The following is a 22,820-nucleotide window of genomic DNA, read 5'->3' as shown; positions in this document are numbered from 1 at the left end:
GTGCAATTCGCTAACCAATTGGGGGGAAATCTACATGGGTACCGCTCTGTCTCGTCCGGGTTCTGACGGCGAGAACGTACGGATGAGCACACTGGGAGTCGTGTCGGCGAAGGGGGAACGGACCGGCACGTCGGGTTCGAACGCCACGACTGATCCGGCTCTGCTGAGCGCGGTCGAGGCGGCGAGCCTGCTGCAGGCCCGCGAGCTGCATCCCCGAGAGTTGTTGGATGCGTGCCTGTCTCGCAGTGCAGCTCTGGACGGCGAGGTTTCGTCCTGGGTTCGGATCTATCCGGAGCTGGCGTATGCGCAGGCGGAACGGGCGGCCCAGCGTCTCTCCGCCGCCGAGGTCGCGCGCCACGGCGCGGCGCCCACGGTGTGTGGCCTGCCCATCGCGCTCAAGGATCTCTTCGCGGTGGAGGGCCTGCCGCTGACGGCGTCGAGCCGGGTGCTCGAGGGCAACATCGCCGCGGGCAACGCCACCGTGTGGCAGCGCCTGAGCGAGGCAGGCATGGTCCTGATGGGTCACGCGCACACCCACGAGTTCGCGATCGGATCGTGCACCCCGCAGGTCGGAAATCCCTGGGACACAACAGCATCTGTCGGTGGTTCCTCGGGTGGCAGCGCTGCCGTGGTGGCCGCGCGGTTCGCGCCGCTCGCCACAGGCACGGATACCGGTGGATCGATTCGCCTGCCCGCTTCGGTGTGTGGGGTGAGCGCCATCAAGCCCACCTACGGCCTGTGTAGCAGCTATGGCGTGATCCCAGGGATCTGGAGCCGCGATCACGTCGGTTCGATCGGCCGCAGCATCGCCGACGCGGCACTGCTGCTCGGCTTCATGGCGGGATTCGACCCGCAGGACCCGGTCACCGCGACCGCGCCCGCCCTGTCCGAGAACGGATACCCTCTCATTGCTCGCGGTGGGCGGAATCCTCTGGCGGGTAAGCGTTTCGGTCTTCCGAACGGAGTAGGCGAGGCATTGCCCGGCGCACTGGCCGCGGTCTTCGAGGGATTCATCGGGCTCGTGCGCGAGCTCGGTGGGGAGATCGTCGGCGTCGAGATGCCGCCGCTGCCGGAGGGAATGCTCCCAGGGGACTACATCGAGGCCGGCGCCTACCACCGCCAGTTCACTGACCGGACAGCCGATTACGAGCCGATGTCCGCAGCGATGATGGGCGGTGCCATCGCAATGTTGGCCGCACCGGTCTCCGAGTACTGGGACTTCCAGCGCTCGCGGGCCGAGTATCAGCGTGCATACAACCGGATGCTCGCGGACAACCGGCTCGACTGTGTGCTGCTTCCCGGCACCAAGCTGGACGGTGTGAAGCGTCCGGAGAATGTGGTCGGCGATGTCGAGTGGGCGAATTACAGTGGCGCGCCTGCGCTCTGCATTCCGGCGGGCCGGTCGGCCGAGACGGGCATCCCGTTCGGTGTTCAGCTCGGTGGGCGGCCATGGGATGAGGCCGGGCTGATCGCCATCGCCCTCGAACTCCAGGAGGCGCAACCGATCTGGCGGGAGATGGCGCCGCTGTCCGGTGCCCCCCGACAGATCCCGCAGGTCTCGCTCGGTACGCCCGGTGCCGGTCCCGACCCGACCAACACCGATGCCGCCCCCGCAGCGTTCCGGATCGTCGCCACGACTGCCACCGACCGGATCTGACGTCCCCTCAAGAGAGGGCGATCAGCCGGCTGCCTCGAGGGTGCGGCCGCGGGTCTCCTTGACGAATCGCAGGACCACGAAGAACGAGATCGCGGACATGACGGCGTACCCGGCGTAGGTGAACGAGAGATTCCAGTCCGCCAGCGCCGGGAAGGTCGACGACACAAGGAAATTCGCGACCCAGTTCGCTGCCGTGGCGATGCCGACCGCGGCCGCGCGGACCCGGTTCGGGAAGAGTTCGCTGATCAGCACCCAGACCACCGGCCCCCAGGAGAACGCGAAGAAGAACACGAAGGCGTTGGCGGCCAGCAGGGCGATCGTGCCGTTCGTGTCGCTGAGCGTCGCGACCGAGTCGCCGTCGGCGTCGGTGGTGATGGTGGCGGTGTGGAAGCACGCCGCCGTGATGGCCAGCGAGATGGCCATGCCGACCGAGCCGACCAGCAGTAGCGGCCTTCGGCCGATCCTGTCGATGACCGCGATCGCGACGAAGGTGCCGAGTATGTTGACGAGCGCGCTGACGACGCTGATGAACAGGGACCTGTCCTCGCCGTATCCGACCGCCTGCCACAGCGTGCTGGAGTAGTAGAAGATCACGTTGATCCCGACGAACTGCTGCAGCGCGGCGAGCGCGATACCGACCCAGACAAGTGGGGCCACCCCGAGCCGTTTCGAGAACAGTTCGCGGACAGTGGTCTTGGTCCGGTGTTCGCTCAGCGAGTCGCGGATCTCGTTCATCCGCCTGGTCACCGCGTCGTGGTCGCCACCCTCCAGCCTGGAGATGATCTTCCTGGCGTCCTCGTCGCGCGAGCGGGCCACCAGGAACCGCGGTGACTCGGGGATGGTGAACGTCATGATCAGGTAGAGAGCAGCGGGTACCGCCTCGAGCGCCAGCATCCATTGCCAGGCCTCGATGCCTGCCAGTTCGCCCCGCGCGCCGCCCGCCGACGAGGACAGCGCGTAGTTGACGAGTTGGGAGACGGCGATGCCGAGGACGATGGCGAGCTGGTACATCGAGCCGAGGCGGCCCCGGATGGCGGCGGGGGAGATCTCCGCGATGTAGGCGGGCGCGATCACCGATGCGACACCGACCGCGACACCGCCGACCACGCGCCACGCGGTGAGGTCGTAGATGCTGAACGGGAATGCGGACCCGATGGCGCCGACGATGAACAGCACGGCGGCGATCCGCATCACCCTGATGCGGCCGAGGCGGTCGGCGACCTCTCCCGCGATCCAGGCGCCGAGGGCCGCCCCGAGCAGGGTGAGGGAGACGGACAGTCCCGTTCCGGCCGCGCCGATCTCGTACTTGTCGCGGATCGCACCCACGGCGCCGTTGATGACCGCGGTGTCGTATCCGAAGAGGAAGCCGCCGAGTGCGGCCGCCCCCGCGAACATCACGGCGTGGGCGACGTCCGCCTTCGCCGCGCCAGACCCGGTGCCGCCGAAGGCGGTGTCGCTCTGTGCCATCTCTGACCCCTAGCGCGTCCCGCGGTCGACGCCCCATTGCGTCGTGCAACACCCGGGACAGTGTGGACGCTACGCCGATGCAACTGCTGTGTGGTCGATAAACACGGTCCCGGGAGTCGCCGCTGAGCCGGTCAGCCCGCGCGCTTCGCGGCCTCCGACAACTGCGGGACGATCTTGTCGAGCACCCAGGGGATGCTGAGCACGTTGACGTTGCTGAGTCCGGCGATGACCTGCTGGTCGCTGAGGAGGACGGTCGAACCGCGCTGAACCGCCCCGAGCGAGGCGATCGCGGGGTTGCCGAGCGGATCTGTCGCGCCGTCGGTGAAGGCCACGATGACGTCCGCATCGATATCGCGCACGTTCTCCAGCGAGATGTCCTGGTAGAACTTGCCGCTCTGGTTGGCCGCGGCGAGCTTCTCGACGCCGGGGGCGTTGACGAAGCCGAGCTCGGTGAGGACCTGGACCCGCGGATCCGTCGGCAGGTAGACGTTGGCCTCACCCGCGCCGGTGTCGAAGTTCACCACCGCGAGGGTCTTTCCCGCGAATTCGGGGTGCTGGGATCCGGTGTCGGCCAGGGTCTTCCCCAGCCCGTCGATCAGACCCCTGGCCTCGTCCGGCTTGCCGACGGCCTCGCCGATGATGCTGGTCTGGTCCTGCCAGGTGGTCTGCCAGGCCTTGCCCGGGTACGCGACGGTGGGCGCGAGCCGGCTGAGCTTGTCGTAGTAGGCCTGGTCGAATCCCTCGTAGGGCGCCAGGATCGCATCGGGGGCCAGCGCGGCCAGCGCCTCGATGGACGGCTCGCCTGCCTGCGGATCGTCGAACAGCGTGGTCTTGTCCGCGTCGTAGTACTTCTCGGCCCAGGGCATCACGCCGTTCGGGTTGGCCCCGTACACGTACTTGGGCTGGCCGACGGGGGTGAGGCCGAGCGCGTAGAGCACGTCCTGGGCGTTCCAGCCCATGGTGACGAGCCGATCCGGCCTCGCCTCGAGGGTGGTGGTGCCGAAGGTGTTGTCGATGCTGACCGGGTAGGCGCCGCCGCCGTCCGCGGCGCTGTCGGAGCTCGCGGTGTCGGAGGTGCAGCCGACCAGGGTGGTGGCGGCGAGGGCGGCGATGCCGAGACGAAGGAGTGAACGCATGCAGGGGAGCCTAACCTAACTGCTGCGTCGGCGGAAACGAGTCCGAGCCCCGGGCGAGGTGGCGGATTTCAGGGCTCGTCGCAACACTGAACTGAAGATGCACTGCGGCGTCAGTACTCGTGGACTTGGCCTCGGCTTTTGCCGAAGAGGCGAGTGTGGCCTTGACGGGGCCAACCCGCGAACGATCCGTGACGAGCCACTGGGCTAAAGAGTTTCCCGAAAAGTGGCCTCGGACAAGAATTTTCGTTCGGAGGCCCTTCTTTCATTCCGGGTGACGCCCTGCCCCGAAGGTCCGGGCCGCCGATGCGCGCCGCTGAGCCGATATTCATCCCATCAATTATCTATGCGGGTCGGCGCATATCACCCCTACAGTTCCCGCGACAGATCCGGCCCGCCGCCTGTGGTTGTGCCGGCAACGCTCGAACCGAAGGGTCCCCATGCGTAGTACTCGCGCCCGCCGTGCCGCGATGATCGGCACCGCGGCAGTCCTGTTGGTCGCGCCATGCGTGGCCCAGGCCGAACCGACCCCCCAAACGCCCGCGCTTCCCGCGGACATGGTGGCCGCGATCCAACGCGATCTCGGACTCACTCCCGCCCAGTACCTCGAGCGGGCCAAGACCGGGCAGGAACTGACGGCGTTCGCCAACACGCTGCGCGGCAAGTTCCCCACCGCCTTCGCCGGTGCCTGGCTCGATCAGTCCGGCACCCCGCTGGTCGGCCTGGCCGAGGGACCGGACAAGGCCGCCGCCCGAACCGCGGTGGAGGCCGCCGGCTACCAGGTCAAGGACCAGTCGCGCAGCGAGAACGCCCTGCGCGAGATGCTCGGCCAGCTCGACGGCTGGGTCCAGCAGCTCCCCGCACCGCTGGCCGGCCTCGTCAACGGCACCAAGATCGACACGGTCAACAACGACATCGCACTCGAGGTCAAGGACACCGCCGAGGGACAGGGCCTGCAACTGCCCGACTCCCTCAAGTTCGTACGTGTGGCGAAGGGACCGGCAACCGGCCCGCTGAAAACGCAGGGACTCGGCTCGTCCGGCTCGTCCGGCTCGTCCGGCCCGACGACCAAGCCGACCGAACCGACCAACCCCACCGCCTCCACCATTGCCCTCAACCCGGTCACCGGCGCGAAGGCCGGTAAGGCTGTCACCATTTCCGTGAAGGTCAACCCCGCAGCAGCGGGCGGCGATGTCCTGTTCGAGCAGGTGGCAAACGGCGGCAAGCCCGAACCGATCGCCTCCGGCGTATCGGTCAAGGCGGACGGCACCGCCACCACGCAGTGGCTGCCCAAGACCGCTGGCAAGGTCACCATCAAGGCCACCTTCTCCGGCCGGGGCGGCGTCACCGGATCGACCACCACCCAAGAGGTCACCGTCGCCAAAGCCGACAGCGGCACCGTCGCCTCCACCACCACCCTCGACCCCATCACCGCGGCACCCGACAGCAATGAGTACGAGCTGAAGGCGAAGGTCACTCCCGCGGCAGCGGGTGGCACCGTCGAATTCAAGGACGGCACCACCGTCCTCGGTCCCACAAATGTCGAGGCCGACGGCACCGCCGCCTGGATCTGGTCTCCCGAAACCGACGGTAGGCACACCATCACCGCCACCTTCTCCGGCCGTAACGGTGTCAACGGATCGGTCACCACCCAGGAGGTCACCGTCACCACGGTCGGCCCCGACGTCACCGACTCCACCATCACAATCAACCCGGTCACCGACGCGAAGGTCGGCAAGGCTCTCAACGTCACCGCGAAGGTCAACCCCGCAGCCGCGGGCGGCACCGTCGAATTCAAGGACGGCAAAACCGTCCTCGGCACCGAAAAGGTCAAGGCTGACGGCACCGCCGTCAGGAGCTGGACCCCCGGAACTGACGGCAAGCACACCATCACCGCCACCTTCTCCGGCCGTGACGGTGTCGCCGGATCCACCACCACTGCGCAGGTCACCGTCGCCAAGGCCGACACCACGCCGGCCCCCGACGCCGTCATGGGTGGCGAGGGCTACCGCTCCGGCGAGACCGACAGCGATCCCTGCTCGTTCGGTTTCAACGGCACCGACGGTGACGGCAACGCCGTGAGCATCACCGCCGGACACTGTGACCAGCACCGCGAAAACGCCGGTGGGTGGAGGGCCACGAAGGTGCGGAAGGCGGGAACCTACGTCGGCGAATTCGCTAAGGCGCTCTACGGTAACGGCCCTGACTACGGGTGGATCAAGATCGACGGTAGCGTGGCCCGCCGATTCCAGAACAACCTCGTCAGCACCCACGGTGGGGACCCGGTGCGGATCACCGGCACCGCAGATGCCGTGATCGGGGCGCCTGCGTGCAAGTCCGGCGAAACCACCGGCTGGACCTGCGGCCCCATCACCGCCGTCGACCCCAGGGGTTTCACCGCGAAGGTCTGTGTGATCCCTGGCGACAGCGGTGGAGCCATCGTGTCCGGCACCAAGGCGATCGGCATCACGACCGGCACCAACGCCTGGGAGTGCGAGGGCGTCCCCAACAAGGAGTTGTACGGGACCCCGATCAACATGATCCTCGCGGCCAACCCCGGCCTGAAGGTCCGCACCAACTAGCGGGTTGACAGATCACGCAGGCGCTCGGCTGGGGCATCCCAGTCGAGCGTTGTGCGTGGGCGGGTTGTGAGTTGGCGGGCGACGTACTCGCAGAAAACGACACGGTCGTCGCAACCTCCCAAATCGAGAGTGTTGCGACGACCGTGTGAACCCAAGTCTCGGAAGGGCCTGTGATCGACTCAACCGATGTTTGCCGACAGGTCGGGAATCATCCGGTTGACCTGGTCCTCCCAGTTCTTCCAGTTGTGGACTCCGGTGGCGGGGTAGTCGTAGTGGACGTTACGTGCTCCGATGGTGGCCATCCGGACCTCGAACGCGCGGGTGTTGGCCAGTGCCAACGCCTCCAACGGAACGGCCTGCACGATTCCGAGGGCATCCTGGACGTCCCCGTTGCCGGGCAGGGCGCTGCCGGAAGAGACCCACAGTCGGGTGTTCTGGTCCTTCAGCCGCTGTGCGAACACGAACGGGTCCATCCGCAGCCACTGCTCACCCCACGGCGGCGCAAGCGCGTCGATGTTGAAGCCGCCCGCCGAGACCATCGCGACGCGGAGGGCCTCCCGCATTCCGGGTGCCGACATGTTGAGGAAGCCCGAGTACGAGCCCGCGAAGCTGAACTGCTGCGGGTAGTACGCGGCCAGGGTCAGCGCGGCGCTTCCGCCCATCGACAGGCCGAACACGCCGTTGCGATCCCGGCTGAAGCCGAGCCTGGCGCCAAGGGCGTCGGGCAGCTGGCGCGTCAGGAACGTCTCCCACTTGTAGGTGTTCCGCTTGCCCGCCACGTCGGTCGGAGCAGCGGACGAACCAACGGCCGACGAGCCCGCTGAGCCCGTCGAGCCCTCGCCCGAACCGGTATCCGGTCCGAAGGTGCTCGGCGCGTTCCAGTCCGCGTAGAAGCTGGACTGGCCGCCGACCGGCATCACGACGTTGATGTTCCATCTGGTCAGCGCTCGTGCGACGTCGGTTTCGATCTCCCAGCCGTTCAGGTCGTCCCTGGCGCGCATCCCGTCGAGCGCGTACACCACGCGGTCCCTGTTGCCATCGGCCGCGCGGAAGATCCGCGACTTGATCCCGCCCATGTCGGAGTCGACCCAGAAGTCGAATCCGAAGTTCGGGTCGAACGCGGCCGAGGCGGTGCCAACCGGACCTGCTACCGACACCCCGAGCGGTAGCACGATCGCCATCGACACCAGTATCGAGTGTTTGAGCCTCGAGACGGCCCTCCCACCCCTGAGACGTCTGACTCGCATTCTGTTAGTGCCTTTCGTCGGTGCGGCCGAGCACGGCCGCCGTTCACGGGCATCTGTCACCATAACGCTGTATCGGTGCAGGAGGCGCCCAAAACGTCGCCGGGGGAGGCACGTGTCCACGCGAAAAGGGCGCGACACGGGGGATTCCCGTGCCGCGCCCGCCTCGTGACGTGGTGTTTCTCTGGTTAGACGCTCGCGACGCCCGGCGCAAGGAAGCGCTTGCCGTTCACGGCCTCCGAGGTGCCGGTCCGGTCCAGGTACGGCGTGATGCCGCCGTTCCAGAAGCCGAAGCCGCCACCGAGGATCAGGCAGAGGTCGATGTCCTCGGCCGCCGCGACGACACCCTCGTCGAGCATGATGGCGATCTCCTCGGCGAAGGCGCGACGCGTGCGCTCGAGGACCTCCTCGGCGGTGGACGCCTTGTCGCCCTGGGGCCACAGCGCGGCGACCTCGGGGTCGACGACCTGGCCCTCGGGGCCGTAGGTCCACACGCCGGGCTTGCGGGCCTCGACGAGCGCCTCGAGCCCGGGCGAGCTCTTGAAGCGCGCCGGGTACGCGGCCTGCAGGGTCTCGCCGGTGTGCAGCGCGACCGCGGGGCCGACGAGCGCCAGCAGCGTGAACGGGCTCATCGGCATGCCCAGCTCGCCGACCGCGTTGTCCGCGACGTCGAACGGGGTGCCCTCGTCCACCGCGGTCATGACCTCACCGAGGGTGCGGGTGACGAGGCGGTTGAAGACGAATCCGGCCTTGTCACCGCACAGCACGGCCGACTTCTTCAGCGACTTGGCGGTCGCGAAAGCCGTTGCCAGCGTTGCGTCGTCGGTCTTGTCGCCCTTGATGATCTCGAGCAACGGCAGCACCGCGACGGGGTTGAAGAAGTGGAACCCGACGACCCGCTCGGGGTGCTTGAGCTCGGCCGCCATGTCGGTGATCGACAGCGACGAGGTGTTGGTCGCGAGGATCGTCTCGGGGGCGATGAACTCCTCGAGCTCGGCGAAGATCTTCTTCTTCAGGTCGAGGTTCTCGAAGACGGCCTCGATGACGAAGTCGGTCTTGGCGAACGCGGACTTGTCCAGCGATCCGGAGACGAGCGCCTTGAGGCGGTTGGCCGCGTCGGCGGACAGCCGGCCCTTGCCCTGCAGCTTGTCGATCTCGGTGTGGACGTAGCCGACGCCCTTGTCGATGCGCTCCTGGTCGATGTCGGTGAGGATCACCGGGACCTTGAGCTGGCGCACGAACAGCAGCGCGAGCTGGCTGGCCATCAGGCCTGCGCCGATGATGCCGACGCCGGTCACCTTGCGTGCCAACGACTTGTCCGGCGCGCCCGCGGGACGCTTGGCCCGCTTGTTCACCAGGTCGAAGGCGTAGAGGCCCGCGCGCAGCTCGTCGGCCATCAGCAGGTCGGCGAGCGCCTCGTCCTCGGCGGCGAAGCCGGCGTCCAGCGAGGCCGGATCGGTGAGGTCGGTGGTGCGGGCCAGCTCGAGCAGCTCGATGGCCCGGACCGCGCCAGGCGCGTTGTTCTTCGTCTTACCCGCGACGAGGGCCTTCGCGCGCGCGATGGCCTCGTCCCAGCCCTGGCCGCGGTCGATCTCCGGGCGGGCCGGGGTGACGTCGCCCGCGAGGACCTGCGCCGCCCAGGCGAGGGACTGCTCGATGAAGTCGGCGGAACCGAACACCGCGTCGACGACGCCGAGCTCGAGGGCCTTCTTCGGGTTGATGACCCGGCCGTTGTTGAGCGGGTTCTCGAGGACGAGGGTGACCGCCTTGTCGGCGCCGATCAGGTTCGGCAGCAGCTGCGTGCCGCCCCAGCCGGGGACCAGGCCGAGCATGGTCTCGGGCAGGCCGAGCGCGCCCGCGCTCTCGGATGCGGTGCGGTAGTGGCTGTGCAGCGCGACCTCGAGGCCGCCGCCGAGCGCGACGCCGTTGACGAAGGCGAAGGTCGGGACGGTGGACTCACGCAGGCGACGGAACACCTTGTGGCCCAGGCGGCCCAGCTCGAGGCCCTGCTCGCGGCTGGTGATGGACGGCACGCCCTTGAGGTCTGCGCCCGCGGCGAAGATGAACGGCTTGCCCGTGATGGCGATCGCCGTGGGGTTCGCGGCGAAGGCCTCGTCGAGCGCGGCGTCGAGCGCGGTGAGCCCGCCGGGGCCGAAGGACGACGGCTTGGTGTGGTCGAAGCCGTTGTCGAGGGTGATCAGGGCGACCTGGCCCTCGATCCCGGGAACGGACACGAGCTTGGTGAACGCGTTCGTCACGACCTCGTCGGCGAATGCGGTTGCGATTTCAGACATGGTTACTTGGCTCCGTCGAAGTTCGGGTTCTCCCAGATCACGGTTCCGCCCATGCCGAGACCGATGCACATGCTGGTCAGGCCGTAGCGGACGTCGGGACGCTGGGCGAACTGGCGGGAGAGCTGCGTCATCAGACGCACTCCCGAGGAGGCGAGGGGATGGCCGCAGGCGATGGCGCCGCCCCACTGGTTGACGCGCGGGTCGTCGTCGGCGATGCCGTAGTGCTCGAGGAAGGCGATGACCTGGACGGCGAATGCCTCGTTGAGCTCGAAGAGCCCGATGTCCTCGATCTTCAATCCGGTACGGGCCAGCAGCTTCTCGGTCGCCGGGACCGGTCCGTAGCCCATCACGGCCGGGTCGACGCCCTGGTAGGCGAAGCCGACCATACGCATGCCGATCGGCAGGCCGAGCTCGACGGCGGTGTCCTCGCCCGCGAGGATCGCCGCGGTGGCGCCGTCGTTGAGGCCGGCCGCGTTACCCGCGGTGATCCGGCCCGCGGGACGGAACGGGGTCTTGAGGCCGGCGAGGTCCGAGGTGGTGGTGCCGGGGCGCGGCGGCTCGTCCTCGGTCGCCAGGCCCCAGCCCGCGGCCGAGCGGGTGGCGACGGGCACCAGGGTGTCGGCGATGTAGCCGGCCTCCTTGGCCGCCTGGTACTTGGCCTGCGACGCGACGGCGTAGGCGTCGGTGCGCTCCTTGGTGATGGTCGGGAACCGGTCGTGCAGGTTCTCAGCGGTGTTGCCCATCACCAGCGCGCTCTGATCGACAAGGCGGTCGGCCAGGAAGCGCGGGTTGGGGTCGGCGCCCTCGCCCATCGGGTGACGGCCCATGTGCTCGACGCCGCCGGCGATGACGACGTCGTACTGGCCGAAGCCGATGCCGGACGCGGTGGTCGTGACGGCGGTCATCGCGCCCGCACACATGCGGTCGATGGCGAAGCCGGGCACGGTCTCCGGCAGGCCGGCGAGGATTCCGGCGGTGCGGCCGATGGTCAGGCCCTGATCGCCGGTCTGTGTGGTCGCGGCGATGGCGACCTCGTCGATGCGGGCGGGGTCGAGCTGCGGGTTGCGGCGGAGCAGTTCGCGGATGGCCTTGACGACGAGGTCGTCGGCACGGGTCTCCGCGTACATGCCCTTCGGTCCGGCCTTGCCGAACGGGGTACGGATGCCGTCGACGAAGACGACGCTGCGCTGTGATGCGGGAGCAGCCACGCTGGATTCCTCCTGGCTGGAGTGGACGAACGGCCGGACACGACGTCCGGCCCGTCCACTCTAGCGCGTATTACTCACCAGTAACATGGGTGGGTGCCGTGCGCAGTGCCTCCGCGAGCAGGGGGGCGGTCAGCTCGCGCTGCCACTGCCTGGCGCCGCCCGCCGCCAGTGTCTCGTCGATCTCGGCGGTCACCTGTGCGAGGTCTCCTGGATGACCGGCGGGATCGAAGTCCCAGCACAGGCGCCGGACGAGCTCCGGGGTGAGCAGGTTCTCCACCGGGACCTTCACCCGCTCCGAGAGTTCGGTGATGGCCGCGCGGGCCGCCGCCAGCCGATCGGCGGCCTCGGGATTGCGGCGTGACCAGCGGTTGACCGGCGGCGGACCGGTGAACGGCTGTGTCACAGGGGGGAGATCCTCGGGCGAGAGTGCCCTTGCCCGTTCGAGTGCCTGCATCCACAGTGCCGAGGACCGGCGCTGACGCGGTCCGCCGAACACCGGCAACGACCGCAGCGCATCGACGGTCCTGGGGTCGGCGGACGCCGCCGCGACGATCGCCGAGTCGGGCAGGACCCGTCCCGGCGCGACGTCACGCTTGCGCGCCAGCTCGTCCCGTGCGGTCCATAGTTCGCGCACCGCGGCCAGCTGGCGCGGCGACTTGAGGGAGTGGATCTGCGATGTGCGTCGCCAGCGGTCGGGCTTGGGCTTCGGCGGGCCCGCGAGCCGCACGTGCTCGAATTCCTGTGCTGCCCACTCGGTCTTGCCCTGCGACTCCAGGTCCTCGGCGACGGCGTCGCGCAACTCCAGCAGCACCTCGACGTCGAGGGCCGCGTAGTTCAGCCACGTCTCGGGCAGGGGGCGGTTGGACCAGTCGTCGGCCCCGTGCCCCTTCTTCAGTTCGAACCCGAGCTTGTGCTCGACGATCGCGGCGAGGCCGACCCGCTCGTAACCGGCCAGCCGGCCCGCGAGCTCGGTGTCATAGAGGGCGGCGGGCCGCATACCGAGCTCGTCGAGCCCGGGGAGGTCCTGATCGGCCGAGTGCAGCACCCATTCGAGCGGGTTGATCACCTCGGCGAGCGGGGCCAGTTCGCCCGCGATCGGGATGGGATCGACCAGAACGGTGCCCGCGCCTGCCCGCCGGAACTGCAGCAGGTAGGCGCGGTTCGAGTACCGGAAGCCGGATGCGCGCTCGGCGTCGACCGCGAGCGGGCCGGTGCCCCCGGCGAGCCGGTCAACGGCCGCGGCCAGCAACCGGGTCGAGTCGACGAGCTCGGGGAGCCCGCCTGCGGGGGACAGGAGCGGCACGGCGGTGCGCTCGGGGGCGGCCTGGTCGCTGACATCGGACATGAACAATGACCTTACGGCGCGCACCCGGCCGCTTCAGCAGACGCCGGGTGCGCGTCACGTCCGGGCAGGCGTGGCCTTGCGCTTGCGGGTCTTGGCGCGGGCGGCCTTGACCATTTCGTCGAGGGCGGGTCCGAAGGCATCGGCAAGGTCCCACAGCTCGGGGGCGAGCTCCGGGCAGGACATCAGGCCGACGTTCAACCTGCCGTCGAGGGACATCACCGTGGCGTTGAGCCCGGCGCCGTGGAAGATCGGTCCGAGCGGGAACATGGCCACGATGCGGGCACCGAGGAGATACAGCGGGACCGGCGGACCCGGGACGTTGGAGACCACCAGGTTGTGCACCACGGGATGGCGTTCGGCCAGCTTGAGCGACGAGTAGACCCGCATCGCCGGGCCGAAGGCCGCGGGCGCCGCGAACTGGGACCAGTCCTGGAGCAGGCTGGCGCCGAGCGAGGCGTTGTGCGACTTCACCATGGTGTTGTGCGCGTTGGCCTCGGTGAGCCGGGTGACGGGGTCGCCGATCTGCGTACCCAGCTGGGTGAACATCCCCGAGATCTGGTTGGTCCCCGGCCGATCGGAGGTCTCGTGCACCGAGACCGGGACCATCGCCACCAGCGAGGTGTCGGGAAGCTCGTCGCGGTCGCTGAGGTAGCGGCGCAGCGCGCCGCCGACCATCGCCAGCACCACGTCGTTGACCTTGACGCCGAAGGCGTCCTTGACCAGCTTGACCTTCGCGAGATCCAGCTGCGTGTAGGCGATGTTGCGGTGGCCGGTCAGCGCCCCGTTGAGGGAGGTCCGCGGCGCGGTGAAGGGCGCGGGCATCGCCTCGCCGCGTCGCGCGCGAGTGATCCATTTCGGCAGCAGCGCGATCCCGCTCGGTAGTGCCTGGGCCAGCTTGAGCGGGCGGCTGACGAAACCGAGCAGGCCGCTGACGGCGAGATCGAGGGTGTCCGCGTCGCCCGCCGTGCGCTGGTCGGGGTCGACCTCCGGGCGCGGCGCGTCGGGGGCCAGCCCGCACAGCTGCGCCATCATGCTCGCCCCGGTCACACCGTCCACGTTCGCGTGATGCATCTTGGACATGATCGCGACGGTGCCGTCCTCGGAGCCCTCGATCACCCACATCTCCCACAGGGGGATGGTGCGGTCCATCTGCTGGCCCGCGATGTGGCCGCAGAGGTCGGCGAGCTCCTTGCGGCCGCCGGGGCCGGGTACCGCGATCCGGTGCACGTGCCGGTCGATGTCGAACTCGGGGTCGTCGACCCAGACCGGGTGGTCGAGGTTCAGCACGGAGTCGTGCAGCTTCCTGCGGAAGACGGGCATGCCCTGCGCCCGGGCCGTGAGCTCCGACTTGAAGGAATCGAAGTCGTAACCGTCAGGGATCGTCGAGACGTCGAGGACGATCAGCCCGCACACGTGCAGGAGTTGGGTGGGGGTTTCCAGATAGAGGAACGTTGAATCCAGACCGCTCAGTCTCTCCATGTCCCAACTTTAGAGGCGCTTCTAATATTGAATCGGGTGAACGGAAAAGCCCGCTCCGGGCGAAGGGGTGAAAGAGGTCACATGACACGGGGTTTCCTGATCCGGCAGGCGGTCAACGCGGCACTGACGGCCAACGCGCTGCGGCCCGTGCCCGGCATGTGGGCCTCCGTGCCCGCGTTCTTCGCCGGCTGGCTGACGTCCGAACTGGCGCCGCAGCAACTCGGGGCGACGGTCCTCGACGCGGGCGTCCACCTGGCCCGCCACGGCGCATCCACGCGCAGCGACCGGCTTGGTCTCGCGCTCGCGGCCGCGTCCGCGGCCGGGCTGACGGCGGCGATGGTCTCGTCTCGTCGCGCAGGCCAGGAGATGGCGGACGCCCTGCGCGAGATCGGCGTGGACGATCCCGGTGCAGGCAGTCCCATCGACTGGCGCTCGAGCAGCAGACCGTTCCGGATGCGCCGCGACGATGTCGCGAGGGTCAGCAACCTCGAGTACGCGCCCGGTGGTGCCCGGTTCCGCGTGGACGTCTACCACCACCGCGACCTACCGCCCGACGCGCCGATGCTGCTGCAGATCCACGGCGGCGGCTGGGTGATCGGCAGCAAGGATCACCAGGGCCTTCCGCTGATGGTGGAGCTGGCCTCCCGCGGGTGGGTGTGCGCGGCGGTCAACTATCCGCTCTCGCCGCGCGCCAGCTGGCCCGCCCATCTCATCGCGCTCAAGCAGGCCGTCGCCTGGCTGCGGACGAACGGCGACCAGTACGGCGGTGACCCCGGCTTCCTTGCCGTGACCGGCGGATCGGCGGGTGGGCACCTGGCCGCGATGGTCGCGCTCACCGCCAACGACACCGCGCTCCAACCGGGCTTCGAGGACATCGACACCTCGGTGTCGGCCTGTGTGCCGATGTACGGCGCGTACGACTTCGCCGCGGAGACGGGCATCAGGCAGGTGCGGGCCCGGGTCGAGTCCAGGATCAGCGAGATGGTGCTCGGCAAGGGCGCGCGATTCCCCGATGACTACCTGGCCGCGTCGCCGCTGGCGAAGGTGCGCGCCGATGCGCCACCTTTCCTCGTCGTGCACGGGACCCAGGACTCGTTGCTGCCGGTGACGGAGGCAAGGGAGTTCGTTGCGAGGCTGCGGGCGGTGTCGACCAGCCCGGTCGCCTATGCGGAACTGCGCGGCGCACAGCACGCCTTCGACATCTTCCACTCGATCAGGAGCGACCAGGTGATCCGCGCGATCGCCGCGTTCCTCGAGTCGGTCAGGGCGGGCCAGGCGTCCGGCGCGGAGCCCGCGGAGCGCCCGCACACCGAGCTCAACCCTTCGACGGACTCCCGAGCTGGGTGACGCCGACCGGCGGCAGGCCCGCGGCGTAGGCCAGCACCTCGCAGAACGCCTCCACGTGGGGTCCGAGTTCGATGGAGGTCGCGGTCCAGGAGGCGCGCAGCTCGAGCTGATGCGCGTGCGGCGGTCCCGCGATGTCGCCGTATCGCACCGAGCTGGTCGCTGTCACGGTGCCGCCGAGCGCGGTCATCGGTTCGCCGCGGGACTCGAGCGCGTCGACCAGCCAGCTCCAGGCGACCTCCGGCAGCAGCGGGTCCGCGGCGAGATCGGCGTCGAGGTCGGCCTGGATGTAGGCGACCAGACGCATGGTGCCGTTCCAGGCCTCGTCGCCTTCGGGGTCGTACAGCAGGATCAGCCGTCCGAAGGCGTCACCCTCGGACTGCTCGGCCACGATGTCGGATTCGGGATGCCGGACCTCGGCGCCGAGCGCGTAGCTGTACGGCGCCAACCGCTGAGGCGGCCGGATCGGACCGATCTCGATCTGCGGGTGAACCGCGGCCTTCTGCATCGCAGCTATCGCGCTGCGAAACTGAGCAGGCTCGGCAGGGGATCCCGACGTGGTCACACCGCGGACGTTAGACCTGCCCCGATCGTCGCCGGTGGAGGCGCGCCGGTTCTAGCGGCTTCGGCTCCCGGCGCTCCTCTTCGCGCGTTGGTCCCGCCGGAGGCATCATGAAGTGGTGGACCAGCTGCTCGGGTTTCTCTCGCACTCCTGGTGGCTGCTGTTTGTCTTCGGCGGCAGTATCGGCGGGGCGGTGAAAGCAGTCGGTGCGGCCAACCAGCGCCGCGTCGAGCGGCGGCTGGAGCGCTACCGGCTGAAGCAACAGACCAAGATCGAGGTTGCTCGCGCCAAGGCGCAGATCCACACCGACGAGCGGACCCAGCGACGCGAGATCGCCAAGACCGTCGACGAGCACGATCAGACCGATGCGCGCTGGTTCGGCTACGAGATGAGTCTGGTGACGCTGCTCGACTTCCCGATGATCACGGATATGCGCGAACCGCTGACGGTCGAATTCCACAAGGCCAAGCGACGGGCGGATCTGCTTCGGCCGGAGGACCAGGAATCGATGGTGGGCAACCACGAGGCGCAGGTCGAATACCGCGACGCCGTGCACTGCTACGCGATTGCCTTCGACGTCTGCGAAGCGGAGGCGAAGCGACGGCGTCGAAGCGGATTCACCGCTCGCGAGCAGGAGCGGCTGGTGCGTGCCCAGCGGCTGCTGCGGCTGGCCATGGATGACGGGGCCACCCAGGAAGAGCGGCAGAGCGCGTACGCGAAGGCGCGTAAGGACCTCGACGGGCTGATCGTGCTACCGGCCGGTGCACGAGCACAGCTCGAGCATCGGATTGCCGGACAGATCGGCGCATGAGTCGCCCTGGCCCGCCCGCGTCGGCTGGAGTCGGGTTCCCGGTCGCGGATCTGGCAGCATGACCGGAAAGGAAACTTGGCGGGCGACGAGCGTTGGGACATATGAGCGACCTGGAAGACACGAATGCGGCCATGACCACCGGCGCGCAGTACCCGTTCCGGCGGATGCTGCCCCAGGCACCGCTGCTGGCGGCGGCGACCGGGCGCACACCGGCACACCGGCCGGTGTGGTTCATGCGGCAGGCAGGCCGGTCACTGCCCGAGTACCGCGAGATCCGGGCCGGGATCGGGATGCTCGAATCCTGCTTCAACCCCGAACTGGTCTGCGAGATCACCATGCAGCCGGTCCGCAGGCACGGAGTGGACGCGGCGATCCTGTTCTCCGACATCGTCGTTCCGCTCAAGGCGGCGGGCATCGATCTGGACATCGTGGCAGGCACCGGCCCCGTCGTCGCCTCACCGATCCGTTCGGCGGCCGATGTCACGGCGCTGCCGCGGCTGCGCACCGAGGAGGTCGGCGCGGTCACCGCGGCGATCTCGCTGCTCACCAGGGAACTGGGCGAGACCCCGCTGATCGGGTTCGCGGGGGCGCCGTTCACCCTGGCCTCCTACCTGGTCGAGGGCGGTCCCAGCCGTAATCACGAGCGCACCAAGGCACTGATGCACTCGGATCCGCAGACCTGGCACGCGCTGCTCGGTTCGCTCGCGGACACCACGATCACCTTCCTCAAGGCGCAGCTGCACGCGGGCGTCGACGCGGTGCAGCTGTTCGATTCCTGGGCGGGTGCGCTCTCGCTCGCCGAGTACCGCACGTTCGTGCTGCCGCATTCGGAGCGGGTGTTCGCGGAGGTCGCCGAGGCAGGCGTGCCGCGGATCCACTTCGGTGTCGGCACCGGCGAACTGCTCGGCGCGATGGGCGAGGCCGGCGCCGACGTGGTCGGCGTCGACTGGCGGATCCCGCTCGACGAGGCCGTCCGTCGCGTCGGCCCTGGCAAGGCGCTGCAGGGCAACCTCGACCCGGCGGTGCTGTTCGCGGGCTGGGACGCCGTCGAACGCGAGGTCCGCCGGATTGCGGGTGAGGCGGACCGGGCCGTCGCGGCGGGCGCGATCGGCCACATCTTCAACCTCGGCCACGGGGTGCTCCCTGACACCGATCCGGGCGTGCTGACCGCGGCGGTGGAGCTGGTGCACTCGCTGTGACATCGGTCGCCGTCATCGGTGGGGGCATCTCCGGCCTCGTGGCCGCGTATCGACTGCGACAACGACTCGGGCCCGACGCCGTCATCACGATGGTCGAGGCGTCCGGGCGCCTCGGCGGCAAGCTGCGGACCACGGAGCTGGCGGGCGACGGCGTCGACGTCGGCGCCGAGGCCTTCATCGCGCGGCGGCCCGAGGTCCCCGCGCTGCTCGCCGAACTCGGCCTGTCCGACCAGATCGTCGCCCCGGCAGGAGTGCGCCCGCTGATCTGGTCAGGGGACACGCTGCACCCGCTGCCGGGGGGCACCCTGATGGGCATCCCGGCTGGACCCGAGTCGATGGCGGGACTCGTCGACGAGCAGACGCTGGCCCGGATCGCCGCCGAGCCGGGCGTCCCGCTGGACTGGCGGCCCGGCTCCGACACCGATGTCGCGACCCTGGTGGGTTCCCGCTTCGGCGAGCAGGTGGTGCGGCGTTCGGTGGACCCGCTGCTCGGCGGCGTCTACTCGGGACTGTCGGACTCGATCGGCGTGCGCGCCGCGCTGCCGACCCTGGCCGCGGCGCTGGACCGCGGCGCCGCCAGCCTGTCCGCGGCGGTCGCCGAGGCCCTGCCGGAGCCGAGCCCCGGCCCGGTGTTCGGCGGGCTCCGCGACGGCTACGGCGTGCTGCTCGATGCGCTGAGGGAACGGGCGGACGCGACCGTGCTGCGCGCGGACGCGTCGGGCCTCTCGCGCTCGCCCGACGGGAAGGGCTGGTGGATCGATCCGGTCGGCCGGGTCGACGGGCTGGTCCTGGCCGTGCCCGCACCGTCGCTTGCCGCACTGCTGGCCGGCGTCGCGCCCGCCGCGAGTGCGGCCGCCGCACAGATCCCGTTGGCCTCGTCGGTCGTCGTTGCTCTCGCGCTGGCCGAGGGGACTCCGTTGCCGCAGAACTCCGGCATCCTGGTCGCCACCGGGGAAGCCGTGCGCGCCAAGGCATTCACGCTGTCCAGCCGCAAATGGCCGCACCTGGCCGAGCGCGGCGGGGCGCTGGTACGGGCCTCGTTCGGGCGGTTCGGGGACGCGGACATCGTCGATGCCCCCGACACCGACCTCGTCGCGGCCGCTCGCGCCGACCTCGAGACGGTCACCGGCCTTCGGGTCGATCCGGTCGACGCGGTCGTGCAGCGCTGGCACGGTGGGCTGCCCCAGTACGGGCCGGGCCACCTCGAGCGCGTGCAGGTCATCGAGGAGTCGACCGGCGCGCTGCCCGGGCTCGCCGTCGCGGGGGCGCTGCTGCACGGAGTCGGTGTGCCCGCGTGCGTGGCGGCGGCGACGACGGCGGCGACCACGGTCGCGGAGCAGATGGCACGATAGAGCCATGGCACGCCTCGATTACGACAAGCTCAACTCCACGCTCCGCTACGCGATGTTCTCGGTGTTCCAGGTGCAGCCGGGTGTCCTCGAAGAGGACCGCACCAAGGCGATCGACGACGCGAAGGCGTTCTTCGGATCCTTCGAGGACACCGACGCGACCGTCCGCGGCGTCTACGACATCGCCGGGATGCGCGCCGACGCGGACTTCCTGATCTGGACGCACGCGGAGCGGTTGGAGGATCTGCAGAAGCTCTACGCCGACTTCCGGCGCACCACGATCCTCGGTCGCGCGAGCGACCCGGTGTGGAGCAACGTCGCCTTGCACCGTCCCGCGGAGTTCAACAAGAGCCACCTGCCCGCCTTCGTCGCGGGTGAGGAGCCGGGCGCCTACATCTGCGTGTACCCCTTCGTGCGGTCCTACGAGTGGTACCTGCTGCCGGACGAGGAGCGCCGCAAGATGCTCGCCGACCACGGCAAGGCCGGTCGCGGCTACCCGGACGTGCGCGCGAACACCATCCCCGCCTTCGCCCTCGGCGACTACGAGTGGATCCTCGCGTTCGAGGCACCGGAGCTCGACCGCATCGTCGACCTCATGCGTGACCTGCGCGCCACCGAGGCGCGGATGCACGTGCGCGAAGAGGTCCCGTTCTTCACCGGCCCCCGGGTGGACGTCGAGAAGCTCATCGCGTCCCTGCCCTGAGGCCGACGGGTGGGCCGGTTCGGCCCCGCTCAGGAGCCGATCCTGCCCACCAGTCCGGTGAGGGCCTCGCGATACTGCGGTGTCCGGACGTAGCCGCTGTGACTCGCCACCTCCGGCAGGTAGCCGGAGCGGTCGATCTCGTCGGCCGCCACGTCGACGGGGTTCGCCGCCCGCGAGTAGGCGGGGAACCCGAGATAGTCCGTGTCGCGCCACAGGTTGACCCATCGCGGGTCGCCCTCGGACGTGTCGAGCAGGCCGACCAGCGTCTGCCGGCCCGCGGCGGGGCGCGTGTCGGCTGTGTCGTCGCGGAACTCGTCCGTCGCGATCAGTCGCGCGGCCCTGGCAGGCACGGTCGCGAGAACATCCGGACCGAACAGTTCCGGAAAGATCCGCCCGAAGTACCCCCGCAGTTGCGATCCGTACGTGAGCAGGGCGCCGCGCTCGACCAGCGCCGTCGATCGCGGATCGAGGACGACGGCGGCCGCGAGCACCGACCCGATCGAGTGTGCAGACAACACGACCTTGTGATTCGGGTCCCTCAGCCAGGATTCGCATCTGATGACCAGCTCCGGCACGGCCCGCTCCGAGTAACTCGGAGGTCCGAACGGGTGCGCGGCACGGGGAACCACGCACAACAGATCCCACACGATGCCGAGCGGTCGCGCGCCGTCGGGACGCAGGATCAGTGCGCCCGCCAGGGCCACCACGAGGACCGTCGCCGGTAGCACCCCGAGATCGGCGAGCACCTGAGCCGCCGACGGTTCGTCATGCTCCTGGGACTGCCACCCGGCGAGTAGCACGCAGGGGGTCAGCGCCACGATCGTGAGTGCCGCGAGCACCCCGACCATCGGTTCGGCCCGGTGCGCGGCGGACGCCACCAGCCGGGCCCGGCCGGTGCTCGGGTCCGCCAACGTCGGAGGGGCAGGGGGAGGCGCAGGAGGCGGGAGCCGACGGATCGCCGCGGCCCATCGGGTCGCGGCGATCGCGAACACCGGCACGGCCGCCAGCACCAACGCACCCGACACGACAAGCCCGACGCCGAACCAGGCGAAGAAGGCCGGGATGCGGATCGTGTCGGCGTTGGTGGTCGGTTCGGTCGCCACCAGGTCGGCGGCTCCGCCCGTCCCGTTCAACCAGTTGCCGACCCCGACCACGACCAGGTTCGACAGCAGCATCGCGGCGCCGAGCGCGAGCAGTAGGAACACGCCGACGGCCCGGCCGCCCCACGCGCGCAAGGGCTTCCTGCCGCGCGCTGCGAAAGCGAGGGCAGGCACCAACAGCAGGACAAGCAGCGTCGCGGGGATCGCGATCAGCCCCTCCAGTCGCGCCGCTGATTCTCCGTCCTGGCGACAGGAGCCGGGACCGAGGGTCAGCAGCAGGGCGTGCGCGACGAACACGGCGACGCTGACCGCGAGGACGGCCCAGGTGGTCCAGTGGACGGTCCGGGCCGGTGCGACCGGTACGTCCGACGCGTTCGCGCTCGTCCGAACCAGGCGGACGACGGCGCCGACGATCGCGGCTCCCGCGACCGCCGCCGTCACCCACATCCACCGGGGGGACTGTTGGCCGTTCGGCAGTTCGAACAACGCGGTCATCGCGACGACGGCCGCCACACTGGCGCCGACGTGGATCAGGGCGGTCTCCGCGGCGTGTGCGCTGTTGTTCCAGAAGCCCGGGCGCCGCACCATCGGCGTCTCCTCGGCAACCCGGGTGTTCTGGACGGAGTTGTCGACGTCATATCGGGTGCGCGAGCGCCAGGAGACGCCCCACAGGAGGGCTACCGCGAGGACCGGCACCACCATCGACGCGGCCAGCCGCTGCGTGGGGGTCCAGTCCGCCACCGCGCCGATCTGCGTGGGGAGGCGGCCGATCCCGAAGTGGAGGTATTGCAGCGCGATCAGGTCGGAACAGACCGTGACGACGGTGCTCACGAACAGCAGAGTCAGACCGAGCCCGAACAGGCGGACCACCGCCGCCGTCCAGAAGACGTGTCGGGTGTTCCTGCCGAGATCACGCGCCCAGTACGCGAGGTTGGCCAGCCCGTACGGCAACACCAGGCACCAGGCCGCCCTGATGAGGACCGCGAGCAGCGTCCGGTACATCGGCAGGGCCACGCCGCTGGTGGTCCGCGCCAATGCTCCCCAGGAGTACGCCTCGCGGCGGATGCCGGGCGGTGTGTACCCCCGCTGGTCGGGCGTGAGCTCGGCGGCGGCATCGCCGGAGACCGCCCAGAAACCGGCCAGGTCGTCGCCGCCGACCCGGCGCACCTCGTCCGGCTGAACATCGAGCATGCGATGCGGAGGGGTGTTGCTGACTCCGTGGATGCGGAGTTCCAGGACATCGGGCCCTACGACATCGCGGCTGCGTGTCATCTCTCAGGGATACACCCCGGTTCGACGAAGCGGACGGCTTTCGGCCGGATGGCAGACTGGCCGCCATGAGT

16 protein-coding genes are annotated in these 22,820 nt (G+C 69.5%); 7 read left to right on the top strand and 9 right to left on the bottom strand.

What is annotated here, in order from left to right:
• Window positions 1-82 precede the first annotated feature (82 nt).
• Window positions 83-1,657 carry an amidase gene (locus ACWFRB_RS07810; protein WP_452640017.1) on the top strand — a complete coding sequence of 525 codons (1,575 nt, stop codon included), beginning with the start codon at window positions 83-85 and terminating at the stop codon, window positions 1,655-1,657.
• A 21-nt stretch (window positions 1,658-1,678) separates the two neighbouring features.
• On the opposite strand, the gene ACWFRB_RS07805 is transcribed toward ACWFRB_RS07810, so the two are convergent.
• Both ACWFRB_RS07805 and ACWFRB_RS07800 read right to left on the bottom strand, forming a co-directional pair.
• Window positions 1,679-3,124 carry a sugar porter family MFS transporter gene (locus tag ACWFRB_RS07805; protein WP_452640015.1) on the bottom strand — a complete coding sequence of 482 codons (1,446 nt, stop codon included), beginning with the start codon at window positions 3,122-3,124 and terminating at the stop codon, window positions 1,679-1,681.
• A 131-nt stretch (window positions 3,125-3,255) separates the two neighbouring features.
• Window positions 3,256-4,260, bottom strand: coding sequence for an iron-siderophore ABC transporter substrate-binding protein (locus ACWFRB_RS07800; protein WP_452640013.1), 1,005 nt, complete (start codon window positions 4,258-4,260; stop codon window positions 3,256-3,258).
• Window positions 4,261-4,697: 437 nt separating this feature from the next.
• Between ACWFRB_RS07800 and ACWFRB_RS07795 the strand changes: the two genes are divergently transcribed.
• On the top strand, window positions 4,698-6,839 hold the full coding sequence (locus ACWFRB_RS07795) for an Ig-like domain repeat protein (RefSeq protein WP_452640012.1): 2,142 nt from the start codon (window positions 4,698-4,700) through the stop codon (window positions 6,837-6,839).
• A gap of 179 nt (window positions 6,840-7,018) precedes the next feature.
• Here ACWFRB_RS07795 and ACWFRB_RS07790 read toward each other — a convergent pair whose 3' ends face one another.
• The 5 genes from ACWFRB_RS07790 to ACWFRB_RS07770 form a co-directional block, all read right to left on the bottom strand.
• Window positions 7,019-8,086 carry an alpha/beta hydrolase gene (locus tag ACWFRB_RS07790; RefSeq protein WP_452640010.1) on the bottom strand — a complete coding sequence of 356 codons (1,068 nt, stop codon included), beginning with the start codon at window positions 8,084-8,086 and terminating at the stop codon, window positions 7,019-7,021.
• 185 nt (window positions 8,087-8,271) lie between these two features.
• Window positions 8,272-10,377, bottom strand: coding sequence for a 3-hydroxyacyl-CoA dehydrogenase NAD-binding domain-containing protein (locus ACWFRB_RS07785; RefSeq protein ID WP_452640008.1), 2,106 nt, complete (start codon window positions 10,375-10,377; stop codon window positions 8,272-8,274).
• A gap of 2 nt (window positions 10,378-10,379) precedes the next feature.
• Complete coding sequence (locus tag ACWFRB_RS07780) at window positions 10,380-11,585, bottom strand: thiolase family protein (protein WP_452640006.1); 1,206 nt, start codon at window positions 11,583-11,585, stop codon at window positions 10,380-10,382.
• Between the two features lie 70 nt (window positions 11,586-11,655).
• Entirely contained in the window at window positions 11,656-12,930 is a 1,275-nt protein-coding gene (locus ACWFRB_RS07775; RefSeq protein ID WP_452640004.1) for an HRDC domain-containing protein, read from the bottom strand.
• A gap of 54 nt (window positions 12,931-12,984) precedes the next feature.
• Window positions 12,985-14,409, bottom strand: a complete 1,425-nt coding sequence (locus ACWFRB_RS07770; RefSeq protein ID WP_452640002.1) for a WS/DGAT/MGAT family O-acyltransferase — start codon at window positions 14,407-14,409, stop codon at window positions 12,985-12,987.
• Window positions 14,410-14,490: 81 nt separating this feature from the next.
• Here ACWFRB_RS07770 and ACWFRB_RS07765 point away from each other — a divergent pair, with 81 nt between their 5' ends.
• Window positions 14,491-15,756 (top strand): alpha/beta hydrolase, encoded by a 1,266-nt coding sequence (locus ACWFRB_RS07765; protein ID WP_452640000.1) that lies wholly within the window; start codon window positions 14,491-14,493, stop codon window positions 15,754-15,756.
• On the opposite strand, the gene ACWFRB_RS07760 is transcribed toward ACWFRB_RS07765, so the two are convergent.
• On the bottom strand, window positions 15,725-16,318 hold the full coding sequence (locus ACWFRB_RS07760) for a DUF3000 domain-containing protein (RefSeq protein WP_452639999.1): 594 nt from the start codon (window positions 16,316-16,318) through the stop codon (window positions 15,725-15,727). The two genes, ACWFRB_RS07765 and ACWFRB_RS07760, sit on opposite strands and share 32 nt — an antisense overlap.
• Window positions 16,319-16,433: 115 nt before the next feature.
• Between ACWFRB_RS07760 and ACWFRB_RS07755 the strand changes: the two genes are divergently transcribed.
• The 4 genes from ACWFRB_RS07755 (at window position 16,434) to hemQ (ending at window position 20,377) form a co-directional block, all read left to right on the top strand.
• Entirely contained in the window at window positions 16,434-17,126 is a 693-nt protein-coding gene (locus ACWFRB_RS07755) for a hypothetical protein (protein ID WP_452639998.1), read from the top strand.
• A gap of 101 nt (window positions 17,127-17,227) precedes the next feature.
• Entirely contained in the window at window positions 17,228-18,325 is a 1,098-nt protein-coding gene (hemE, locus tag ACWFRB_RS07750) for a uroporphyrinogen decarboxylase (RefSeq protein ID WP_452639997.1), read from the top strand.
• Entirely contained in the window at window positions 18,322-19,677 is a 1,356-nt protein-coding gene (locus ACWFRB_RS07745) for a protoporphyrinogen oxidase (RefSeq protein ID WP_452639995.1), read from the top strand. The genes hemE and ACWFRB_RS07745 overlap by 4 nt, the downstream gene beginning before the upstream one ends.
• Before the next feature lie 4 nt (window positions 19,678-19,681).
• Complete coding sequence (gene hemQ, locus ACWFRB_RS07740; RefSeq protein ID WP_452639993.1) at window positions 19,682-20,377, top strand: hydrogen peroxide-dependent heme synthase; 696 nt, start codon at window positions 19,682-19,684, stop codon at window positions 20,375-20,377.
• 29 nt (window positions 20,378-20,406) lie between these two features.
• Here the strand turns inward: hemQ and ACWFRB_RS07735 are convergent, their stop codons facing one another.
• The gene (locus tag ACWFRB_RS07735) at window positions 20,407-22,749 is read right to left on the bottom strand and encodes a hypothetical protein (protein ID WP_452639992.1); all 2,343 of its coding nucleotides are present in this window, start codon (window positions 22,747-22,749) and stop codon (window positions 20,407-20,409) included.
• Between the last annotated feature and the right edge of the window lie 71 nt (window positions 22,750-22,820).

The organism is Rhodococcus sp. NPDC055112 (assembly GCF_053607505.1).
This window is presented reverse-complemented; position numbering and strand designations above follow the sequence as displayed.

Excerpts from the sequence above, each read along its gene's own strand:
- ACWFRB_RS07795 (WP_452640012.1), top strand. The coding sequence starts at position 4,698 with ATGCGTAGTACTCGCGCCCGCCGTGCCGCGATGATCGGCACCGCGGCA.
- ACWFRB_RS07810 (WP_452640017.1), top strand. The coding sequence starts at position 83 with ATGAGCACACTGGGAGTCGTGTCGGCGAAGGGGGAACGGACCGGCACG.
- ACWFRB_RS07805 (WP_452640015.1), bottom strand. The coding sequence starts at position 3,124 with ATGGCACAGAGCGACACCGCCTTCGGCGGCACCGGGTCTGGCGCGGCG.
- ACWFRB_RS07785 (WP_452640008.1), bottom strand. The coding sequence starts at position 10,377 with ATGTCTGAAATCGCAACCGCATTCGCCGACGAGGTCGTGACGAACGCG.
- ACWFRB_RS07790 (WP_452640010.1), bottom strand. The coding sequence starts at position 8,086 with ATGCGAGTCAGACGTCTCAGGGGTGGGAGGGCCGTCTCGAGGCTCAAA.
- ACWFRB_RS07775 (WP_452640004.1), bottom strand. The coding sequence starts at position 12,930 with ATGTCCGATGTCAGCGACCAGGCCGCCCCCGAGCGCACCGCCGTGCCG.
- ACWFRB_RS07765 (WP_452640000.1), top strand. The coding sequence starts at position 14,491 with ATGACACGGGGTTTCCTGATCCGGCAGGCGGTCAACGCGGCACTGACG.
- hemE (WP_452639997.1), top strand. The coding sequence starts at position 17,228 with ATGAGCGACCTGGAAGACACGAATGCGGCCATGACCACCGGCGCGCAG.
- ACWFRB_RS07735 (WP_452639992.1), bottom strand. The coding sequence starts at position 22,749 with ATGACACGCAGCCGCGATGTCGTAGGGCCCGATGTCCTGGAACTCCGC.
- ACWFRB_RS07770 (WP_452640002.1), bottom strand. The coding sequence starts at position 14,409 with ATGGAGAGACTGAGCGGTCTGGATTCAACGTTCCTCTATCTGGAAACC.
- hemQ (WP_452639993.1), top strand. The coding sequence starts at position 19,682 with ATGGCACGCCTCGATTACGACAAGCTCAACTCCACGCTCCGCTACGCG.
- ACWFRB_RS07800 (WP_452640013.1), bottom strand. The coding sequence starts at position 4,260 with ATGCGTTCACTCCTTCGTCTCGGCATCGCCGCCCTCGCCGCCACCACC.